Source organism: Mesorhizobium sp. M1027 (assembly GCF_040318745.1).
GTDB lineage: Bacteria > Pseudomonadota > Alphaproteobacteria > Rhizobiales > Rhizobiaceae > Mesorhizobium.
In genome coordinates this window covers 80,885-97,135 of the sequence record NZ_JAMYMW010000014.1, presented here as the reverse complement: position 1 = coordinate 97,135, position 16,251 = coordinate 80,885, and the positions used below count along the sequence as shown (strand labels likewise).

Annotated in this window: 14 protein-coding genes and 3 pseudogenes; 6 read left to right on the top strand and 11 right to left on the bottom strand. The window is 61.8% G+C overall.

The genetic code is table 11. The annotated features are described in order from the left end of the window. Positions 1–10: 10 nt before the first annotated feature. The 7 genes and pseudogenes from NKH50_RS29030 to NKH50_RS24620 form a co-directional block, all read right to left on the bottom strand. Positions 11–2,140 (bottom strand): annotated as a pseudogene (locus NKH50_RS29030) (putative bifunctional diguanylate cyclase/phosphodiesterase). 131 nt (positions 2,141–2,271) lie between these two features. Further along, positions 2,272–2,556 (bottom strand): annotated as a pseudogene (locus NKH50_RS29025) (PAS-domain containing protein); the annotation flags it as partial. A gap of 316 nt (positions 2,557–2,872) precedes the next feature. Continuing rightward, a complete protein-coding gene (locus tag NKH50_RS24640; protein ID WP_352881541.1) occupies positions 2,873–4,408 on the bottom strand; it encodes a DHA2 family efflux MFS transporter permease subunit in 1,536 nt (511 codons plus the stop codon). Positions 4,409–4,712: 304 nt separating this feature from the next. Then, entirely contained in the window at positions 4,713–5,891 is a 1,179-nt protein-coding gene (locus NKH50_RS24635; RefSeq protein WP_352703368.1) for an HlyD family secretion protein, read from the bottom strand. After that, on the bottom strand, positions 5,888–6,367 hold the full coding sequence (locus NKH50_RS24630; protein ID WP_352703393.1) for a MarR family winged helix-turn-helix transcriptional regulator: 480 nt from the start codon (positions 6,365–6,367) through the stop codon (positions 5,888–5,890). The genes NKH50_RS24635 and NKH50_RS24630 overlap by 4 nt, the downstream gene beginning before the upstream one ends. Before the next feature lie 156 nt (positions 6,368–6,523). Further along, complete coding sequence (locus tag NKH50_RS24625) at positions 6,524–6,919, bottom strand: LysR substrate-binding domain-containing protein (RefSeq protein WP_352881644.1); 396 nt, start codon at positions 6,917–6,919, stop codon at positions 6,524–6,526. 113 nt (positions 6,920–7,032) lie between these two features. Further along, positions 7,033–7,362 (bottom strand): annotated as a pseudogene (locus NKH50_RS24620) (LysR family transcriptional regulator); the annotation flags it as partial. Between the two features lie 201 nt (positions 7,363–7,563). Here NKH50_RS24620 and NKH50_RS24615 point away from each other — a divergent pair. Further along, positions 7,564–8,952 carry an FAD-binding oxidoreductase gene (locus tag NKH50_RS24615; RefSeq protein ID WP_352881539.1) on the top strand — a complete coding sequence of 463 codons (1,389 nt, stop codon included), beginning with the start codon at positions 7,564–7,566 and terminating at the stop codon, positions 8,950–8,952. Positions 8,953–8,989: 37 nt separating this feature from the next. Here the strand turns inward: NKH50_RS24615 and NKH50_RS24610 are convergent, their stop codons facing one another. After that, positions 8,990–9,925 carry a bifunctional helix-turn-helix transcriptional regulator/GNAT family N-acetyltransferase gene (locus NKH50_RS24610; protein ID WP_352508884.1) on the bottom strand — a complete coding sequence of 312 codons (936 nt, stop codon included), beginning with the start codon at positions 9,923–9,925 and terminating at the stop codon, positions 8,990–8,992. Positions 9,926–10,143: 218 nt separating this feature from the next. Between NKH50_RS24610 and groES the strand changes: the two genes are divergently transcribed. Beyond that, entirely contained in the window at positions 10,144–10,440 is a 297-nt protein-coding gene (groES, locus tag NKH50_RS24605; protein ID WP_006203049.1) for a co-chaperone GroES, read from the top strand. A gap of 62 nt (positions 10,441–10,502) precedes the next feature. Further along, positions 10,503–12,158, top strand: coding sequence for a chaperonin GroEL (groL, locus tag NKH50_RS24600; protein ID WP_352649698.1), 1,656 nt, complete (start codon positions 10,503–10,505; stop codon positions 12,156–12,158). A gap of 239 nt (positions 12,159–12,397) precedes the next feature. On the opposite strand, the gene NKH50_RS24595 is transcribed toward groL, so the two are convergent. Further along, positions 12,398–12,997, bottom strand: a complete 600-nt coding sequence (locus tag NKH50_RS24595) for a TetR/AcrR family transcriptional regulator (RefSeq protein WP_352881535.1) — start codon at positions 12,995–12,997, stop codon at positions 12,398–12,400. Between the two features lie 151 nt (positions 12,998–13,148). Here NKH50_RS24595 and NKH50_RS24590 point away from each other — a divergent pair, with 151 nt between their 5' ends. From NKH50_RS24590 to NKH50_RS24580, 3 genes are read left to right on the top strand one after another with little or no spacing between them, the layout of a single operon-like run. Then, on the top strand, positions 13,149–14,111 hold the full coding sequence (locus NKH50_RS24590) for a zinc-dependent alcohol dehydrogenase family protein (RefSeq protein ID WP_352881532.1): 963 nt from the start codon (positions 13,149–13,151) through the stop codon (positions 14,109–14,111). Positions 14,112–14,161: 50 nt separating this feature from the next. Next, the gene (locus tag NKH50_RS24585) at positions 14,162–14,608 is read left to right on the top strand and encodes an OsmC family protein (RefSeq protein ID WP_352881529.1); all 447 of its coding nucleotides are present in this window, start codon (positions 14,162–14,164) and stop codon (positions 14,606–14,608) included. A 16-nt stretch (positions 14,609–14,624) separates the two neighbouring features. After that, positions 14,625–15,011, top strand: coding sequence for a nuclear transport factor 2 family protein (locus tag NKH50_RS24580; protein WP_352569753.1), 387 nt, complete (start codon positions 14,625–14,627; stop codon positions 15,009–15,011). Positions 15,012–15,037: 26 nt separating this feature from the next. On the opposite strand, the gene NKH50_RS24575 is transcribed toward NKH50_RS24580, so the two are convergent. Then, on the bottom strand, positions 15,038–15,649 hold the full coding sequence (locus tag NKH50_RS24575; RefSeq protein WP_352706941.1) for a LysE family translocator: 612 nt from the start codon (positions 15,647–15,649) through the stop codon (positions 15,038–15,040). Positions 15,650–15,735: 86 nt separating this feature from the next. Beyond that, complete coding sequence (locus NKH50_RS24570; protein ID WP_352706938.1) at positions 15,736–16,155, bottom strand: nuclear transport factor 2 family protein; 420 nt, start codon at positions 16,153–16,155, stop codon at positions 15,736–15,738. Between the last annotated feature and the right edge of the window lie 96 nt (positions 16,156–16,251).

The window sequence follows — 16,251 nt, the reverse complement described above, 5'->3', positions numbered from 1 at the left end:
GACCGATCCGTCAGCCTTTGCGGCCGCCGCCGAGCAATTCCTCGATGTCCTGCGCGCAAACCGGCCTGCTGAAATGATAGCCCTGCATTTCGTCGCAATTGTTCCTGCGCAGGAAAGCGACCTGATCATCTGTCTCAACGCCCTCGGCGATGACCCTCAGGTTGAGATTTTGCCCTAATGAAATCACCGCGCTGGCCACAGCCTGATCGTTCTCGTCGGCGGCGAGATCCTTGATGAAGGACTTGTCGATCTTCAGCCGCGCCACGGGAAAGGTCTTGAGAGCGCTGAGGCTGGAATAGCCGGTGCCGAAATCATCGATCGAGATCTGGACACCCAGGCTTTGCAGGGCGTTCATGGTGGCGACCGCCAGCTCGATATCCTGCATGATAAGGCTCTCGGTCACCTCCAGCTCGAGATACCTAGCCTCCAGGCGGCTGTCCTTCAGCGCGCTGACGATGCGATCGATCAGGTTGCGCTCCCTGAATTGCCGCGCCGACACATTCACGCAAACGGTCAAGGGCGGCAGTCCAGCGTCTTGCCAGGCTCTGTTCTGCCGGCACGCCTCATGCAGAACCCAGTCGCCGATCGGTACGATCAGACCTGTCTCCTCGGCGGTCGGGATGAACATCGTCGGCATTACCGTGCCAAGCGTTGGATGGTTCCAGCGTATCAGCGCCTCGACCGCAAAAATCCGACCTGACCGAAGGTCCACCTGCGGCTGGTAGAGCAGCGTGAATTCCGAACGCGCCAAGGCGTTTCGCAACTCTTCCTGAAGCACGAATTTTTCATGCGCCCTGGTGTTGAACTCGGGAGCGTAAAACTGGAAATTGTCGCGGCCGAACTCCTTGGCGCGATACATGGCCGCATCGGCATTTGCCAGCAGCGTATCGGGATCCGTTCCATCCTTGGGATAATTGGCAATGCCGATGCTGGCCGTCGCCCGCACCAGATGTGCTCCGAGCCGAACCGGCTCGGCGAGTGCAGCCCTGAGCTTTTGCAACGTCTCGGAAACGAGATCAACGTTCGCCGGCTGGTCGAACAGCACGATGACAATTCGTCACCGCCAAGCCGCACGACGGTATCGGTCGCCCTTACGCAGTCGACCATGCGACTAGCGACGGTCTTCAGAAGCTCGTCGCCGGCATTGTGGCCGAGCGTGTCGTTGACGAATTTGAAATTGTCCAGATCGATGAACACCACCGTCACCCAGCGATCGTATCGCTGGGCGTACAAGACCGCCTGTGAAAGCCGATCCTCCAACAAGGCGCGATTGGGAAGCCCGGTCAGCACGTCATGGTTGGCCATGAAGTGGATCCGGTCTTCGGCCTGTTTGCGTTCGATGGCGATCCCGGCGATGCGCGTGGTGAAATCGATGAGGCGAGTCTCGGCCTCGGTCGGTTCGCGCACCGTCATCGAATACATCGCAAAGACGCCAAGCACGGCGCCCTGATGCGACAGGATCGGGGTCGACCAGCATGAACGCAAACCGTGCGGCCGCGCGAGTTCGCGATAATCCTGCCAAAGCGGATCGCGCATGATGTCAGCGACGATCACCGGCTCGCGCCGATAGACTGCGGTTCCGCAAGACCCTGCTCCGGGGCCGACCGCGGCGCCGTCGACGGCGTCGGTGTAGTCTCTCGCCAGGCTGGGCGCGGCGGCGTGACGCAAGTGGCTGCCATCCTTGTCGAGCAGCAAGACCGAACCGAATATCCCCGCCAGTTGGGATTCGACCAGACGCATGAGCCGCTCGAGCACATCTTCGAGGGGAGCGCTCTTTGCGATCATCTCGAGGATATGCGCCTGCCCGTCGCGCAGGATTTCGGCCTGCTTGCGCGCAGTGATGTCGCGGGCAATGCCGACGAGGCCGAAAATGTTGTTTTGAACGTTGCGCAACGGCAGTTTCGTCGACAGGAACCATTTGCCGGTGCCTGACGCATCGATGACGAACTCTTCCTCGTCGATCATCGGTTGTCCGTCGCGCATCAGTTGCTGCTCGATGAAGCGAAATTTCTGCGCAAGTTCCGGCGCATGAAGGTCGAAGTCGCTCAGACCGATCATGTCGCTCGTACTGTCCCGACCGCTGTCGGACGCAATGGCTCGGTTCGCGACGACGAAGCGGCTCTCGGTGTCCTTCACCCACATGTAGTCAGGCACCAGGTCGATCAGCATCTGCAAGGAGATACGCTCGTCAACGACCAAGCGATTGGCGCTGAGCTCGCTGATGTCCTCGTGCGTGGCCACCCAGCCGCCGTCAGGCATTGGTTGATGGCAGACCTGAATTGTCCGGCCATCGGCGAGCTCAGCTGTCCAGTTCCCCGAAGCCGTGCCCGAATTGACCGCCCGGGCCAACCCCAGATAGGCGTCCGCATTCATTGCCGAGGTCCCGACAGCGACGCGCCGCTCGACGATTTCGCGCAGCGCCACACCCGGCTGCAATTGCTCCGGTGCAAGGCGATAGATTTCCGCGTAGCGTCGGTTGCACAGGATCAGCCGTTCATCGGCGTCAAAGAAACAGATGCCTTGCGAGATGTTCTCTATCGCGGTCTGGAACCGCAATGCCTGGTCCTGAAGCGCCGCAATCGTGGAGCGAAGTTCGCGCTCGAGGACTTCGTACGAGGTGGTCGCCAGTTTTGCCAGCGTCGTCAGATTGGCGGACTCGGGCGCTTCGGCGGTTTGCCTGGATGATTTCGTGGCCAAACACAATTCCTCCCGCTGATGCTTGAGGCAAGCAATGGAGGCTCGCCTTCAACCCAAAAGCGAGTGCATATTGGTCCGGATATACTAATGGCAGGTGAACCCAGCTCAACGCCGACGCGACCGGGACAGCCAACGGAAGCCTCGAGCCGGTCGCGGTTGCCGTAAGCCCTGAGGCTTAGTCCATATGCGCGGCAGGCGCCCCACCGGCGGGCGGTGCGGCCTTTGGCTTGCGCAGCAGGAAAACAAACGGGACGGCAAGCAGTGTCATCATCATCAGCAGCTTGAAGTCATTGACGTAAGAGATCATCATCGCCTGGACATTGACCATGCGATCCATCAGTGACAGCGCCGTCGCATCGCCGCCCGCCGCTGCCGGCGATGCCGCCCAGAGGTTGGGATTGAACGGATTGATGTAGGCCGAAAGCTCGGCATGATTGATCTGCGTGTTGCGTACCAGCAGAACCGTCACCACCGACACGCCGATCGACGAGCCAAGATTGCGCACCAGGCTGAACAACGCCGTGGCATCGGTACGGAAGCGTGCGTCAAGCGTGGCGAAGGCTACGGTCGACAGCGGCACGAACACCATGCCCATTCCCAGGCCCTGGATGACGCCGGAACTGAGGATCAGCCAGTCGTCCATCTGCGGCGAGAAGCTGGACATCGTGTAGAGCGACTGCGCGGTTAGCAGGAAGCCGATGACGACGAGGATCCTGGCATCGATCCTGTGCATGATCCGCCCGACGAACAGCATCGCGATCATCGTGCCGACACCACGCGGCCCCAGGACAATGCCGATGGTGAGGGTCGGATAGCCGAAGATGGTCGACAGCATTGGCGGCAGCAGCGACATGCTCGCCAAGATGAGCACGCCCATGACAAAGATGAACGCCAGCCCGGTGACGAAATTGCGATCGAGGAAGATCTTCGGGTCGATAAAGGGGTGCTCCGCCGTCAATGTGTGAATGGTGAACACCCAGAAGCCGGTGATGGAAAGACCGAGCTCGATCCATATCTCGATCGAGGAAAACCAGTCGACCTCGCCGCCGCGATCGAGCATCAGCTGCAGCGCGCCGACACCGAGCGAGAGCATGGTGAAGCCGAAGAAATCGAAGCTGCGCACCCGCCGGGCAACGCTGGGAAGATACGCCGCCATGCCGAGGAAGGCGATGATGCCGACCGGCAGGTTGATGAAGAACACCCAGCGCCAGTTGAAATTCTCGGTCAGCCAGCCACCCAGCGTCGGGCCAAGGATCGGTCCCAGCATGATGCCGGCGCCCCAGATGGCCATGGCTTGGCCGTGGCGTTCCCTAGGGTTGATGTCAAGCAGGAAGGTCTGCGACAGCGGCACGATGGCGGCGCCGAACACGCCTTGCATGAGCCGGAACAAAACGATGGTCTCCAGGCTCCAGGCGATGCCGCACAGCATGGAGAAGACGGTGAAGCCTACCACGGCCGTCAGGAACAGCTCCTTGCGACCGAAGCGGTCGGCCAGCCAGCCGGTCACCGGCGTCATGATCGCCGCGGCAACGATGTAGGAGGTCAGCACCCAGTTGATGTTGTCGGGGGAGGCGCCGAGATCGCCGGTCATGGTCGGCAGCGCAACGTTGGCGATCGTCGTGTCGAGCGCCTGCATGATCGTCGCAAGCATGAGCGCGACTGTGATCAGGCCGCGGTGCGGTACTTCGCGAAAGGGTTCTGGGCTGCTCATGACGTAAAACTTCCAGCAGGTAACAAAAACGTGTACATTAGGTTTCCGGACGGCGAGGCCCTCGCCGTAGAGAGACCCTCATCGCGGTGGGACGCGAGCATCGATGTGGGGGTTACATCAACTGAGCGTCTCGACAAGCGGGCGCCCGCCGCCCGGAAACCTGAGGACCGAAGATCCTGCGCGGAGTTGTCTGCTCAGGCAGGCTACAGCGCAGTCCGTTTACGCATTCAACTTTTCCTGCGCCTTCTTCGGACCAATCCTGCATCCATCTCACTGTTTGCTATGCGGCCGCTGTTCGGCCTCCTTACTTGGCCTGGCCTGCCGTGGCGCCGCGGAAAATGCTCGGCAGCCCGCGGGAAACGCCGGTGTCCACCGTGACCGTCGCGCTCATGCCGGTGCGCAGCGCCGTCTTGGCGTCGGCATCGGCCAATTCCAGGCGGACCGGAATGCGCTGCGTGACCTTGACCCAGTTGCCGGTGGCGTTCTGCGCAGGCAGCAGCGAGAACTCGGCCCCGGTGCCGGCGCCGATCGCCTTGACGGTGGCTTCGAAGGTCTTGCCCGGATAGGTATCGACTACGATTTCGGCCTTCTGGCCTGGCTTCATGTTGGTGAGCTGGGTTTCCTTGAAATTGGCGTCGACCCAGGTGTCGCCGGTCTCGACCAGCGAAAACAGCGGCGTGCCCGAACCGACATACTGGCCGACCTTGAACGAAGCGGCCTGGCTGATGATGCCGTCGGCAGGCGCCTTGACCTTGGTCTGGACCAGATCGTAGGCCGCCTTGTCGCGTGCGGCGAGCGCCGCCATTACTGTCGGATGCTTGTCGGTTTCGATGTCGGGATTGCCGCCAAGTGCCGCCTTGGCGCTGACGATCCCCTGCTGGGCTACGGCCAGCTGCTGCTTGGCCTTGTCGAGGTCGTTCTTGGCTTCGTCCAGCGACGACTTGGCGTTGATGCCCTTCTGGGCAAGGTCGGCGGCGCGGTCATATTGCGACTGCGCGTACTGGACCTGGCTTTCGTCAGACTTCCCCTGCGCCAGCGCCTGGCTGTAGGCCGCACGCAGCTGCTCGACATTGAGCCGCGCACCGGCCACCGCCGCGTCGGCCTGGGCCAACGCGATCCGATAGGGCTCGGGGTCGATGGCGAACAACACGTCGCCCTGCTTGACAGACTGGTTGTCGAAAATGTCGACCTGAACGATGCGGCCCGCCGTATCGGCGGCTATCGACACCTTGGCCTGCTGCAGATTGGCGTTCTCGGTCTCCTGATAGCGGCCGCCGGTCACCCAGACATAGCTGCCGGCGGCGATCAACGCAGCGGGCAGCACAAACATCAAAAGGAAGCGGCCGGCACGGCGCTTCTTCTTCGGCACCACCGGCGCCGGAGCTACCTGCGGAGCGACCGTTACCGGAGCTGCCGCCGGCTTCGCGGGAGCTTCCATCTCCAGCTTGGCCGCATTCTCATCTAGTTTGGCTACCGCGTTCATGTTGCTGCGCCTTCCGTATTCTTCACTTTTTCCGAGGGCGGCGTCTCACCATCTGCAAGATTCTGCACCATTATCTCCAGCGCCTTGACCAGGACGCGGCGATCTTCCGGCGAAACGCCGACGAGCGATTCCTCATAGACCTCGCCGGCAAGGCTCTTGACGTGGGCATAGGCCGCGTTCGCCTTGGCGGTCGGGAAAATCATGCGCACTCGCCTGTCGGTTGCGTCGGGACGGCGCTCGATCCAGCCGCCCTCCTCCATGCGATCGACAAGACGCGAGACGCTGATCGGTTCGATTTCGAGAAGTTCGGCAAGCCGCGCCTGCGCGACACCCGCCTCCTTGGCGACACGTACCAGAAGCCGCCATTGCGCCGAAGAAAGGCCGAAACCACTAGCGCGCGCCTCGAAGCGCTTGCGCATCAGGCGCTGCACGTCGTGGATCAAAAAGCCTAATCTGTCGATGCCGTCGGAAACCATGAGCGACATATATAATAAGCGTGCTCATAATTCAAGGAGCCCGATTGTGCCAGAGGGTGACAAATGTGCATTGCAGTCAGTGCAGGGCGATCGTGGTTAGCGATTTATTACGCCGGGCGCTTGTGACGAGCATGCGGAAGATCGGCGTTCAGATGCTCAGACTATCGATCTCATCCAGGCGGAAAAGGCTTCGACATGCGCTTGTCGGGGGTGACTGGCTACGCCGGCAAGGTAATAGCCATAGCCTGGCAGAGAGAGATCATGTGCCTTGACCAGCCTGCCAGCCTCGAGTTCGCCACTGACGACCACATCGCTGCAGATAGCGATGCCTTGGCCTGCCGCTACCGCGTCAATCGCGTGCAGCTCTTCGCGGAAACTCAAGTCCCATGCCCGGTTCGCATTGGGGATGCTGGGATCGATCGAGCGTGCGATCGCCAGCCATCGCTGCCAGGTCGGCGCTTCCGGGTCGCGGTTCGTCCAATTGAAATGGATGAGCGGGTATTGCAGCAGATCGGCGGCGCGCTCGATCTGTCGGTCGCCTCCTGCGAACAGATCGGGGCTGCATACCGGAAAGAATGCGTCCCGAAAAATTTCCTGCGCGGCATCCTGCGCGCATAGCGGATAGCAACGTCGGCGTCACCGGCTTGCAGGTCCAGAACGGCGTCTGTCCCGATGATCTCCAATGGAATGTTCGGATGCTGTTCGCGCCACTTCGACAGGCGCGGAACCAGCCATCGGCTGGCAAATGCATTTGGGCTCGTCACGCGCAACGGGCGTTGGCCAACACCGGCCGAGGCTGATGCTATTGCCGCAGCGAAAGCGTCGAAGCCGCTGCAAATTACCGGGAACAGCCGTTCGCCCACGCCTGTGAGCACGAGCGGTCGTGGGCGCCGCCGGAACAGCAGTTGCCCACAGACCTCCTCCAGCAATCGAATCTGGTGGCTGATGGCCGTTGGCGTCACTCCGAGTTCCGTCGCGGCCTTCCTGAAGCTCATCAGCCTGGCAGCGGCTTCGAAGGCGCGAAGCGATCCGAGCGGCGGAAGTTTTCTCATCCACGCAGTTTAGATGAATTTAGCTCATCCAGCGACTGAGATATTCGATTTTGCAGCGAATGGCGCCGCATGAGATCATTATGATCCGACACATGTCGGTGAACGAAAGCGGCCTGTCCAACCGTGCCGGATCACGAAGGGTCGATGAGCATGTTCAAGCTTATGGATGGTTCCGAGCCGACGTTGCAGGCGTCAGATATCGCGCGGCTCAGGCAGGCGATTCGCGGCGATCTGATCCTTCCGGACGACCCTAGCTATGACCAGGCGCGCAGAGTTTGGAATGGCATGGTCGATAAGAGGCCGGCGGCTGTGTTCTATTGCGCCGAATCCAGCGATGTCGTCACGGCGGTCAACTTCGCCCGATCGCAAGGCTTCCTCGTCGCCATCCGCGCCGGTGGCCATAACGTCGCCGGCAGTTCGGTATGCGACGGCGGCGTGGTGATCGATGTGTCCCGCATGAAGCGGATCGAAGTCGACCCGATCCACCGTGTTGCGCGCGCAGAAGCCGGCTTGAACCTGGGCGAGTTCGACGCAGCCACTCAGGTCCATGGTCTTGCGACGACCATGGGTGTCAACGCGGATACCGGCATAGCCGGACTGACACTCGGCGGGGGGTTCGGCAAGCTTGGCCGCAAACATGGACTGAGCTGCGACAACCTTGTCGCTGTCGAAATCGTGACGGCGGACGGCCGGTTGCTCACGGCAAACGCGGCCGAAAATGCAGATTTGTTCTGGGGCATCCGGGGCGGCGGTGGCAATTTCGGAATAGTCACGACCTTCGAATACAAGCTCCATCCCGTGGGTCCGCTCCTCATCGCGGGATCGATGCTATACCGCTACGAAGAGGCACGCGATGCGATGCGGTTCTATCATGCATTCTCGAGCGGCGCCCCGGATGAGCTGAGCCTGGATGCAGCACTTGTGACGGCGCCCTCGGGCGAACGCTTCTTCAGCATATCGGCGTGCTACATCGGCCCACTCGACGAGGGCCAGCAAATCATTCAACCTCTGAGAGAATATGGCACGCCGGTTGAGTGCCAGATTGCTCCTGTCCCCTATATTCAAATCCAATCGGCCGGGGATAGCCTCTTTCCGCGCGGGCGGCGCTACTACTGGAAGGCGCAGTTCATGCGCGAAATCGCAGATCAGGCGATCGATGCCATGCTTGCGGCTTACATGACCGCACCCCGCGAGTCGCTTCTGGTCCTGCAGCAGGTTGGCGGCGCCATCTCGCGAGTACCGATGGATGAAACGCCCTATGCCAACCGAGATGCTCTTTACGATTGTTTCCCGATATCGATCTGGGACAATCCGTCTGACGACGAAACGCACATCCGATGGGCGCGTGACCTGTGGGATGCAATGAGACCGTTCTCGACCGGCGGCGTCTACGCCAACAATCTCGGCGAAGAGGGCATTGATCGGGTTCTGGCGGCTTACCGCGAGAATTATCCGAGGCTGGCCGCGCTAAAAAACAAGTATGACCCCACCAATCTCTTTCGCTTGAACCAAAACATTAAGCCTGCGACCTGAGCGACCGCAGGCCGATGCTCGAAATTCTGCGGCGCTGCTATAACTCCAAATTCCAGTTCTGGCCGACCAGGTCCTTGCCGAAGGAATGGTGGCGCTCCTCGTCGGTCAGCTTGAACCCGGCCGCCTCGTAGATGCGGCGCGCCGAGGTGAGCACGTCGTTGGTCCACAGCGTCAGTGTCCTGTAACCCTTGGTTCGAGCAAAGCCGATGCATTCCTCGACCAGCCGCCTGCCGATGCCGAGACCGCGCGCCGAAGGCTCGACATAGAGCAGGCGCAACTTCGCCACCGCGTCCGACTGGCGCACGACGAAGACCGAGCCGACGACCTCCCCTTCCCGCTCGGCGATCCAGCTGCGTTCCCATTTCGGATCGAAGGATTTGACGAAGGCACCAAGGATTTCGGCGACCAGCGCTTCATAGGTTTCGTCCCAGCCATATTCCTGCGCGTAGAGCAGGCCCTGGCGATGGATGATCCAGCCGATGTCGCCGACTTGCAGAGACCGCAGCATATAGGGAACTTTGGGCTCGGCACTTCCGCCCAGCAGACGCTGCACCGTCTGCATGGCCCTGACCAGCCTGTCCTGTTCGGCAGCCGAAAGCCGTTCGAGCAAAGCCGCGACCTGTTCGTGCGAACCCTGGTTCAGCGGCGCGAAGGCCTGCCGCCCGGCCTTGGTCAGCGCGATCGACGAGCGCCGCGCATCCGCCTCGATCGTGGCGCGCTCGACCAGATCACGCTCCTCGAACTTCTTCAGCAGCCGGCTGAGATAACCGGCATCGAGGCCGAGATCGCGCGCAAGCTCGGTGGCGGTCAGGCCATCGCGATGCGCCAGCTCATAGAGCACCCGGGCTTCGGTCAGCGAGAAGTCGCTTTTCAGCAAGCCTTCCTCGAGCAACCCGATCTGGCGGGTGTAGAAGCGGTTGAAGGCCCGCACCGCGTCGATCCGCTCCTTGCCTGGGTGATGATGAATGGTCATGGCATCCTCCTGCCCGGCAAGATCAGCCATTTAGTTGACTTAGTCAAGTATCCGTTTGAAGCAATCGTCCTGAGAATGGTCACCGGGCGTCTTGACTCGCGCGGGCTGCCAGCCTATTTCAGCGCCACGTTAGCACTCCCCCAAGATGAGTGCTAACCACATGTCCGGCGCCGCCGGACGGAGGAACTGTTCTCACCATTCTCATCGAGGAATAAAAAATGGCAAAGTCGAAGTTCCGCCCGCTTCATGACCGCGTGGTCGTTCGTCGGGTCGAATCCGAATCCAAGACCGCGGGCGGGATCATCATCCCCGATACGGCTAAGGAAAAGCCGCAGGAAGGCGAGATCATCGCCGTCGGTTCCGGCGCCCGCGACGAAGCCGGCAAGCTCGTCCCGCTGGACGTCAAGGCCGGCGACCGCATCCTGTTCGGCAAGTGGTCGGGCACCGAAGTCAAGCTCAATGGCGAAGACCTTCTGATCATGAAGGAATCCGACATTATGGGCATCATCGGCTGAATATCGGCCTCACCCTCATTTAAATCTTCGGGCTTAATCCAAGCCCCTGCCAGGAGCTGAAAATGGCTGCCAAAGACGTAAAATTCTCCCGCGACGCTCGTGAGCGCATGCTGCGCGGCGTCAACATCCTCGCCGACGCGGTGAAGGTCACGCTCGGCCCCAAGGGCCGCAACGTCGTCATCGACAAGTCGTTCGGCGCACCGCGCATCACCAAGGACGGCGTTACCGTCGCCAAGGAAATCGAGCTTGAAGACAAGTTCGAGAACATGGGCGCGCAGATGGTCCGCGAAGTTGCTTCGAAGACCAACGACATCGCCGGCGACGGCACCACGACCGCGACCGTTCTGGCGCAGTCGATCGTCCAGGAAGGCCACAAGGCGGTTGCCGCCGGCATGAACCCGATGGACCTCAAGCGCGGCATCGACCTCGCCGTTGCCGACGTCGTCGCGACGCTGATCAAGAACGCCAAGAAGATCAAGACCTCGGAAGAGGTTGCCCAGGTCGGCACCATCGCCGGCAATGGCGATGCTTCGGTCGGCTCGATGATCGCTGAAGCGATGCAGAAGGTCGGCAATGAGGGCGTCATCACCGTCGAGGAAGCCAAGACCGCCGAGACCGAGCTCGAAGTCGTCGAAGGCATGCAGTTCGACCGCGGCTATCTCTCGCCCTACTTCGTCACCAATGCCGAGAAGATGGTTGCGGATCTGGAAGACGCCTACATCCTTCTCCACGAGAAGAAGCTCTCCAACCTGCAGGCCATGCTGCCGATCCTCGAGGCTGTCGTGCAGACCTCGAAGCCGCTGGTCATCATCTCCGAGGACGTCGAAGGTGAGGCCCTGGCGACGCTGGTCGTCAACAAGCTGCGTGGCGGCCTGAAGATCGCTGCCGTCAAGGCGCCGGGCTTCGGCGACCGCCGCAAGGCCATGCTGGAAGACATCGCCATTCTCACCGGTGGCCAGGTCATCTCCGAAGACCTCGGCATCAAGCTCGAGAATGTCGGCCTCAACATGCTCGGCCGCGCCAAGAAGGTGTCGATCTCCAAGGAGAACACCACCATCGTCGACGGCGCCGGCAAGAAGGCCGAGATCCAGGGCCGCGTCGCCCAGATCAAGCAGCAGATCGAGGAGACCACCTCGGACTACGACAAGGAGAAGCTGCAGGAACGTCTCGCCAAGCTCGCCGGTGGCGTTGCCGTGATCCGCGTCGGCGGTGCGACCGAAGTGGAAGTCAAGGAAAAGAAGGACCGCGTCGATGACGCCCTCAACGCGACCCGCGCGGCCGTCGAAGAAGGCATCGTTCCCGGCGGCGGCGTCGCACTGCTGCGCGCCTCGCTGACCATCAAGGCAACCGGTGCCAACTCCGACCAGACCGCGGGCATCGCCATCGTGCGTCGCGCGCTGCAGGCTCCGGCCCGCCAGATCGCGTCCAACGCCGGTGCGGAAGCATCGATCGTTGCCGGCAAGATCCTCGAGAACAAGGGCGCGACCTTCGGCTACAACGCCCAGACCGGCGAATATGGCGACATGATCGCCATGGGTATCGTCGATCCGGTCAAGGTTGTGCGCACGGCTCTGCAGGACGCGGCCTCGGTCGCCGGCCTCCTGGTCACCACCGAAGCCATGATCGCGGAGGCTCCGAAGAAGGAGTCGGCTGGCGGCGGCATGCCTGGCGGCATGGGCGGCGGCGGCATGGGCGGCATGGGCGGCATGGACTTCTAATCCAGCCAATCTCGCAAGCTTACGGAAAGGGCGGCAGCGATGCCGCCCTTTTTCGTTGATGTGGCGGAGATTGAGAGGCCGTCCGATCCCAAGTAAGCAGGCGCGTATCCCGCAGGACGCGTCTGTTCGGCCACTTACTTCCAGGCGTCGCGGCGGCGCAGAACATGAATCGTCGAGCTGCAGCCTTGGCCCTTTTGGCGGAATGCCGCGCCGCCTTCGATGCGATGAAGGCATAAACGTCAATGCACCGCGGCAGTGGCACTCTTGGCCGGCAATGCCCCCTCAATCAGCGCCGCGACCTCATCGGCTACCGCCAGCACCGGGGCGCGGTCGTGGGTGGCGCGTGCGATCACCATCAGTCCTTCAAGCGATGATTCGACCAGCAATGCCAGCGCGTGCGCGCGCCGTTCGGGCACCCCTGTCCTGACGAAGGCCGCCCTGAGCAAGCCTATCCATTGCTCGAAGGCGGACCGGCACAACTCGGCCAGTTCCGGCATGTCGATCGGCGAGTCCAACACCACGGGTGCGATCGGGCAACCGAGCGTGAACCGATTGTCTTCCAGCATGCGCGCGACCGACTGGTAGATGTGGTGGACAGCCACCGCCGGGTCCTTTTCGGCAGCGAGCGCGGCGTCCAGCCTCTGCGTCACATCGGCGACGCTGTCGCGCGTCACTTCGATGACCAGCTGATCCTTGCCGCCCGGAAAGTGAAAGTAGAGCGAACCTCTCGGTGCGCCTGAGGCGCTCAAAATATCGTTGAGCGACGTGCCGTGGTAGCCGCGCTGCCTCAGCAGCCGCGCCGTCGTCTCGATCATGCGGGTACGGGTGTCGTTCGCCAATGTCAACCTCTGTCAGGAGTGAACACTATATGCCTTGCCTCGAATATAGCAATCGGTCTACATAATATGTAGATCAGTCTACATATTCGGGAGAGAAAGCCGATATGCGCAGTTATCGCTTGAAGGAACCGGCGGAATCGAACGCCTGGTGATGCGCGACGAGGCGCAGCCGACGCCGAAGCCGCACGAGATCGTCGTGCGTGTCCGCGCCACCTCGCTCAACCGCCGCGATACGATGATCCTCAACGGCACCTACCCGCTGGCGCCGCGCCAAGGCGTTATCCCGCTGAGCGACGGTGCCGGCGAAGTCGTTGCCGTCGGCGATTCCGTCACCCGCTTTGCCGTCGGCGACCGCGTCACCGGCAGTTATTTTGCGCGCTGGATCGACGGCCGCATCAATGCCGGTCTGATCGACCAGCTTGGCTGCACGCTGGACGGGATGCTGGCCGAATACGCCGTGCTCGACGAGCAATGGGCGGTGCGGCTTCCCGATCATCTCGACTGGCATCAAGCGGCGACACTAACCTGCGCCGGCCTGACCGCCTGGAATGCCGTGACGGCGGCCGAAATGCCGAAGCCCGGCCAATGGGTTCTTGTCATCGGTTCAGGTGGCGTCGCGCTATTTGCGCTGCAATTCGCCAAGCTGCTCGGCTGCCGCGTCGTGGCCGTCAGCTCGCGCAACGAGAAGCTGGACCGGCTGCAGGCGCTGGGCGCCGACCTCGTCGTCTCGACCGCCGACATGCGGGAATGGGGTGCTGCGGTGCGCGAGCAGACCGGCGGCATCGACCTCGTCGTCGAGACCGGCGGCCCGCCGACCTTCGCGCAATCGATGATCGCCTGCGCGCTTTACGGGCGCATCGTGCTTCTCACCATACAGGATGCTAAAGGCAGGACGGTGCAGATCCCCGGCCCGGTCTACCAGCGCAGCCTCGCCACCATCAGCCGCCTGTTCGTCGGCAATCGCACCAACCTCGAAGCCATGCTGCGCGCCATCTCGGTGCATCGGCTTAAGCCTGTGATCGACAAGGTGTTCGCCTTCGACGAGGCCAACGACGCCTACCGCTATTTCCAGCAAGGCGACGTCTTCGGGAAAGTGGTCGTCGACAGCGCCTGACTGGTCCGCCCCAAAATCTGATCGACCCCTCAAATCAAAGGAGAGACACAATGACCATTCGTGAAGCAGAGGCCCAATGGCAGGGATCGTTGAAGGAAGGTTCGGGCCGGCTGAAGCTCGGCAGCGGCGTCTTCGAAGGCGCCTACTCGTTCCCGTCACGTTTCGAGAACGGTCCCGGCACCAACCCCGAGGAATTGATTGCCGCGGCGCATGCCGGCTGCTTCTCGATGGCGCTGAGCGCCATCCTCGGCCGCGAAGGTTACACTCCCGCACGCATCCACACGATCGCGAAAGCGCATCTCGGCGCCACCGCGGCCGGACCGACGCTGACCCGCATCGAGCTGGAGACCGAGGCAAGCGTCGCCGGGCTGGCGGCGGGGGAGTTCGAGCGGCTGGCGCAGACGGCCAAGGAGAGCTGCCTCGTGTCGCGGGCGCTGGCCGGCGTCGCAGTGATCACGCTCAAGGCCCGCCTCATCGAAACCGCTACCGATCACTGAAGGGAAGGAATATCCAATGACACAGGAACTCGTCATCGACATCGCCGCGGCCAAACGCTCCGCCGAAACGGCCGAGATCATGCGGCGCTACAACGACGTCTTCCAGCGCCACGACCCGTCGGCGCTCGACGATCTGGTGGCGGAAGATTGCGTGATCGAGAACACCACGCCGGCCCCCGACGGCGCCCGCCGCATCGGCAAGGGCGCCTGCGTCGAACTGTGGTCGGCGATCGCGACCGGACCCGGCACGCGCTTCGACATCGAAGAAACTTTCGTCGCCGGCGACCGGGCGACGATCCGCTGGCGCTACTGGATGGCCGACGGCAATTCGCTGCGCGGCGTCAACCTGATGCGCGTGGCGGACGGGCAGATCGTCGAGGCCATGGGCTATGTCAAGGGATAGATTTGCGCTGCCCGCGACCTTCCTGTCTACCGGTCCGCCAGCGCCAGTTTGGCGCCGAGCATGACAAAGGCTCCGGCGAAGGTACGGCGCATCCAGGTCAGCACCTTTGGCCGCGACACGACATGGCTGCGGATTGACGCCGCGAAAACGCCGTAGCCGACAAAGACCGCCAAGGTGAGCAGCATGAAGACGCTGCTGAGCTCCAGCATCTGCGACAGCGCATGCGGTTCGGTGGTGCTGACGAATTGCGGGAGGAAGGCAAAGAAGAAGATCGACAGCTTCGGATTGAGGATGTTGATGAGGATGCCCGAAGTGATCACTTTGCCGGCCGAGCGCGGCGCAACATTTTCTTCGACGCTCAGGCCACCCTTCTCCTTCAGCGTGTTCCAGGCCATGTAGAGCAGGTAGGCGACGCCGAGATATTTCAGCGTCTCGAAGGCGACGGCACTGGTATGCAGCAGAGCCGCGAGGCCGGTGATGGCGGCCGCCATGTGCGGAATGATGCCGAGCGTGCAGCCGAACGCGGCAATGATGCTGGCGCGCGCACCACGCGAAAGCCCGGCGCTCAGCGTATAGAGAACGCCGGTGCCGGGCGAAGCCACGACAATCAGCGACGTCAACAGAAATTCGATGCTCACAGATGGTCTCCCGGTGCTGGCCCCGCCGCCGGCAGCGTAATCAGCGAAACGTGCGGGCACAAGCCAGCCTGAGAGCCTGTCCGCATTCAGATCATGCTATTGGCGTGCAGCTTGCTATCCGCGATGGGCTGCCGAACTTCCCAGTGTTCGACCAGCTTGCTGTCCTTCAGCCTGAAAATGTCGACAATGGCCAAGCCCTCCTCCTCCGGTTCGCGTTTTGCGTGCATGTGCACGATGACGAAATCCCCTTCGGCAAAAATCCGCTTCACCTCTCCCCTCACGAGGGGAAATGACTGTTTGAGCTGCTGCAGATAGGCTTTGAAACCGTCCGCACCATCGGCAATGTTGGGATTGTGTTGGATGTAGCGTTCGCCAAAATGCATCGAAGCAGCTTCGATGTTGCCTTGATTTACTGCTTTGTCGATGAAGTCCAGGACGATCGCCTTGTTGGTCTCGAGCGAATTATGGATCTTGGCTGGAACTGGATTTGATGGTTCGTCACGCATGTTTTTGCTCCTTCAGGTGCCTGCTTCTGCCTGTTGTGGACTGGAGCGTCCGCAGGCTCGGCCGACATTGCCAATATAATCAGCCACGCTTGTGAG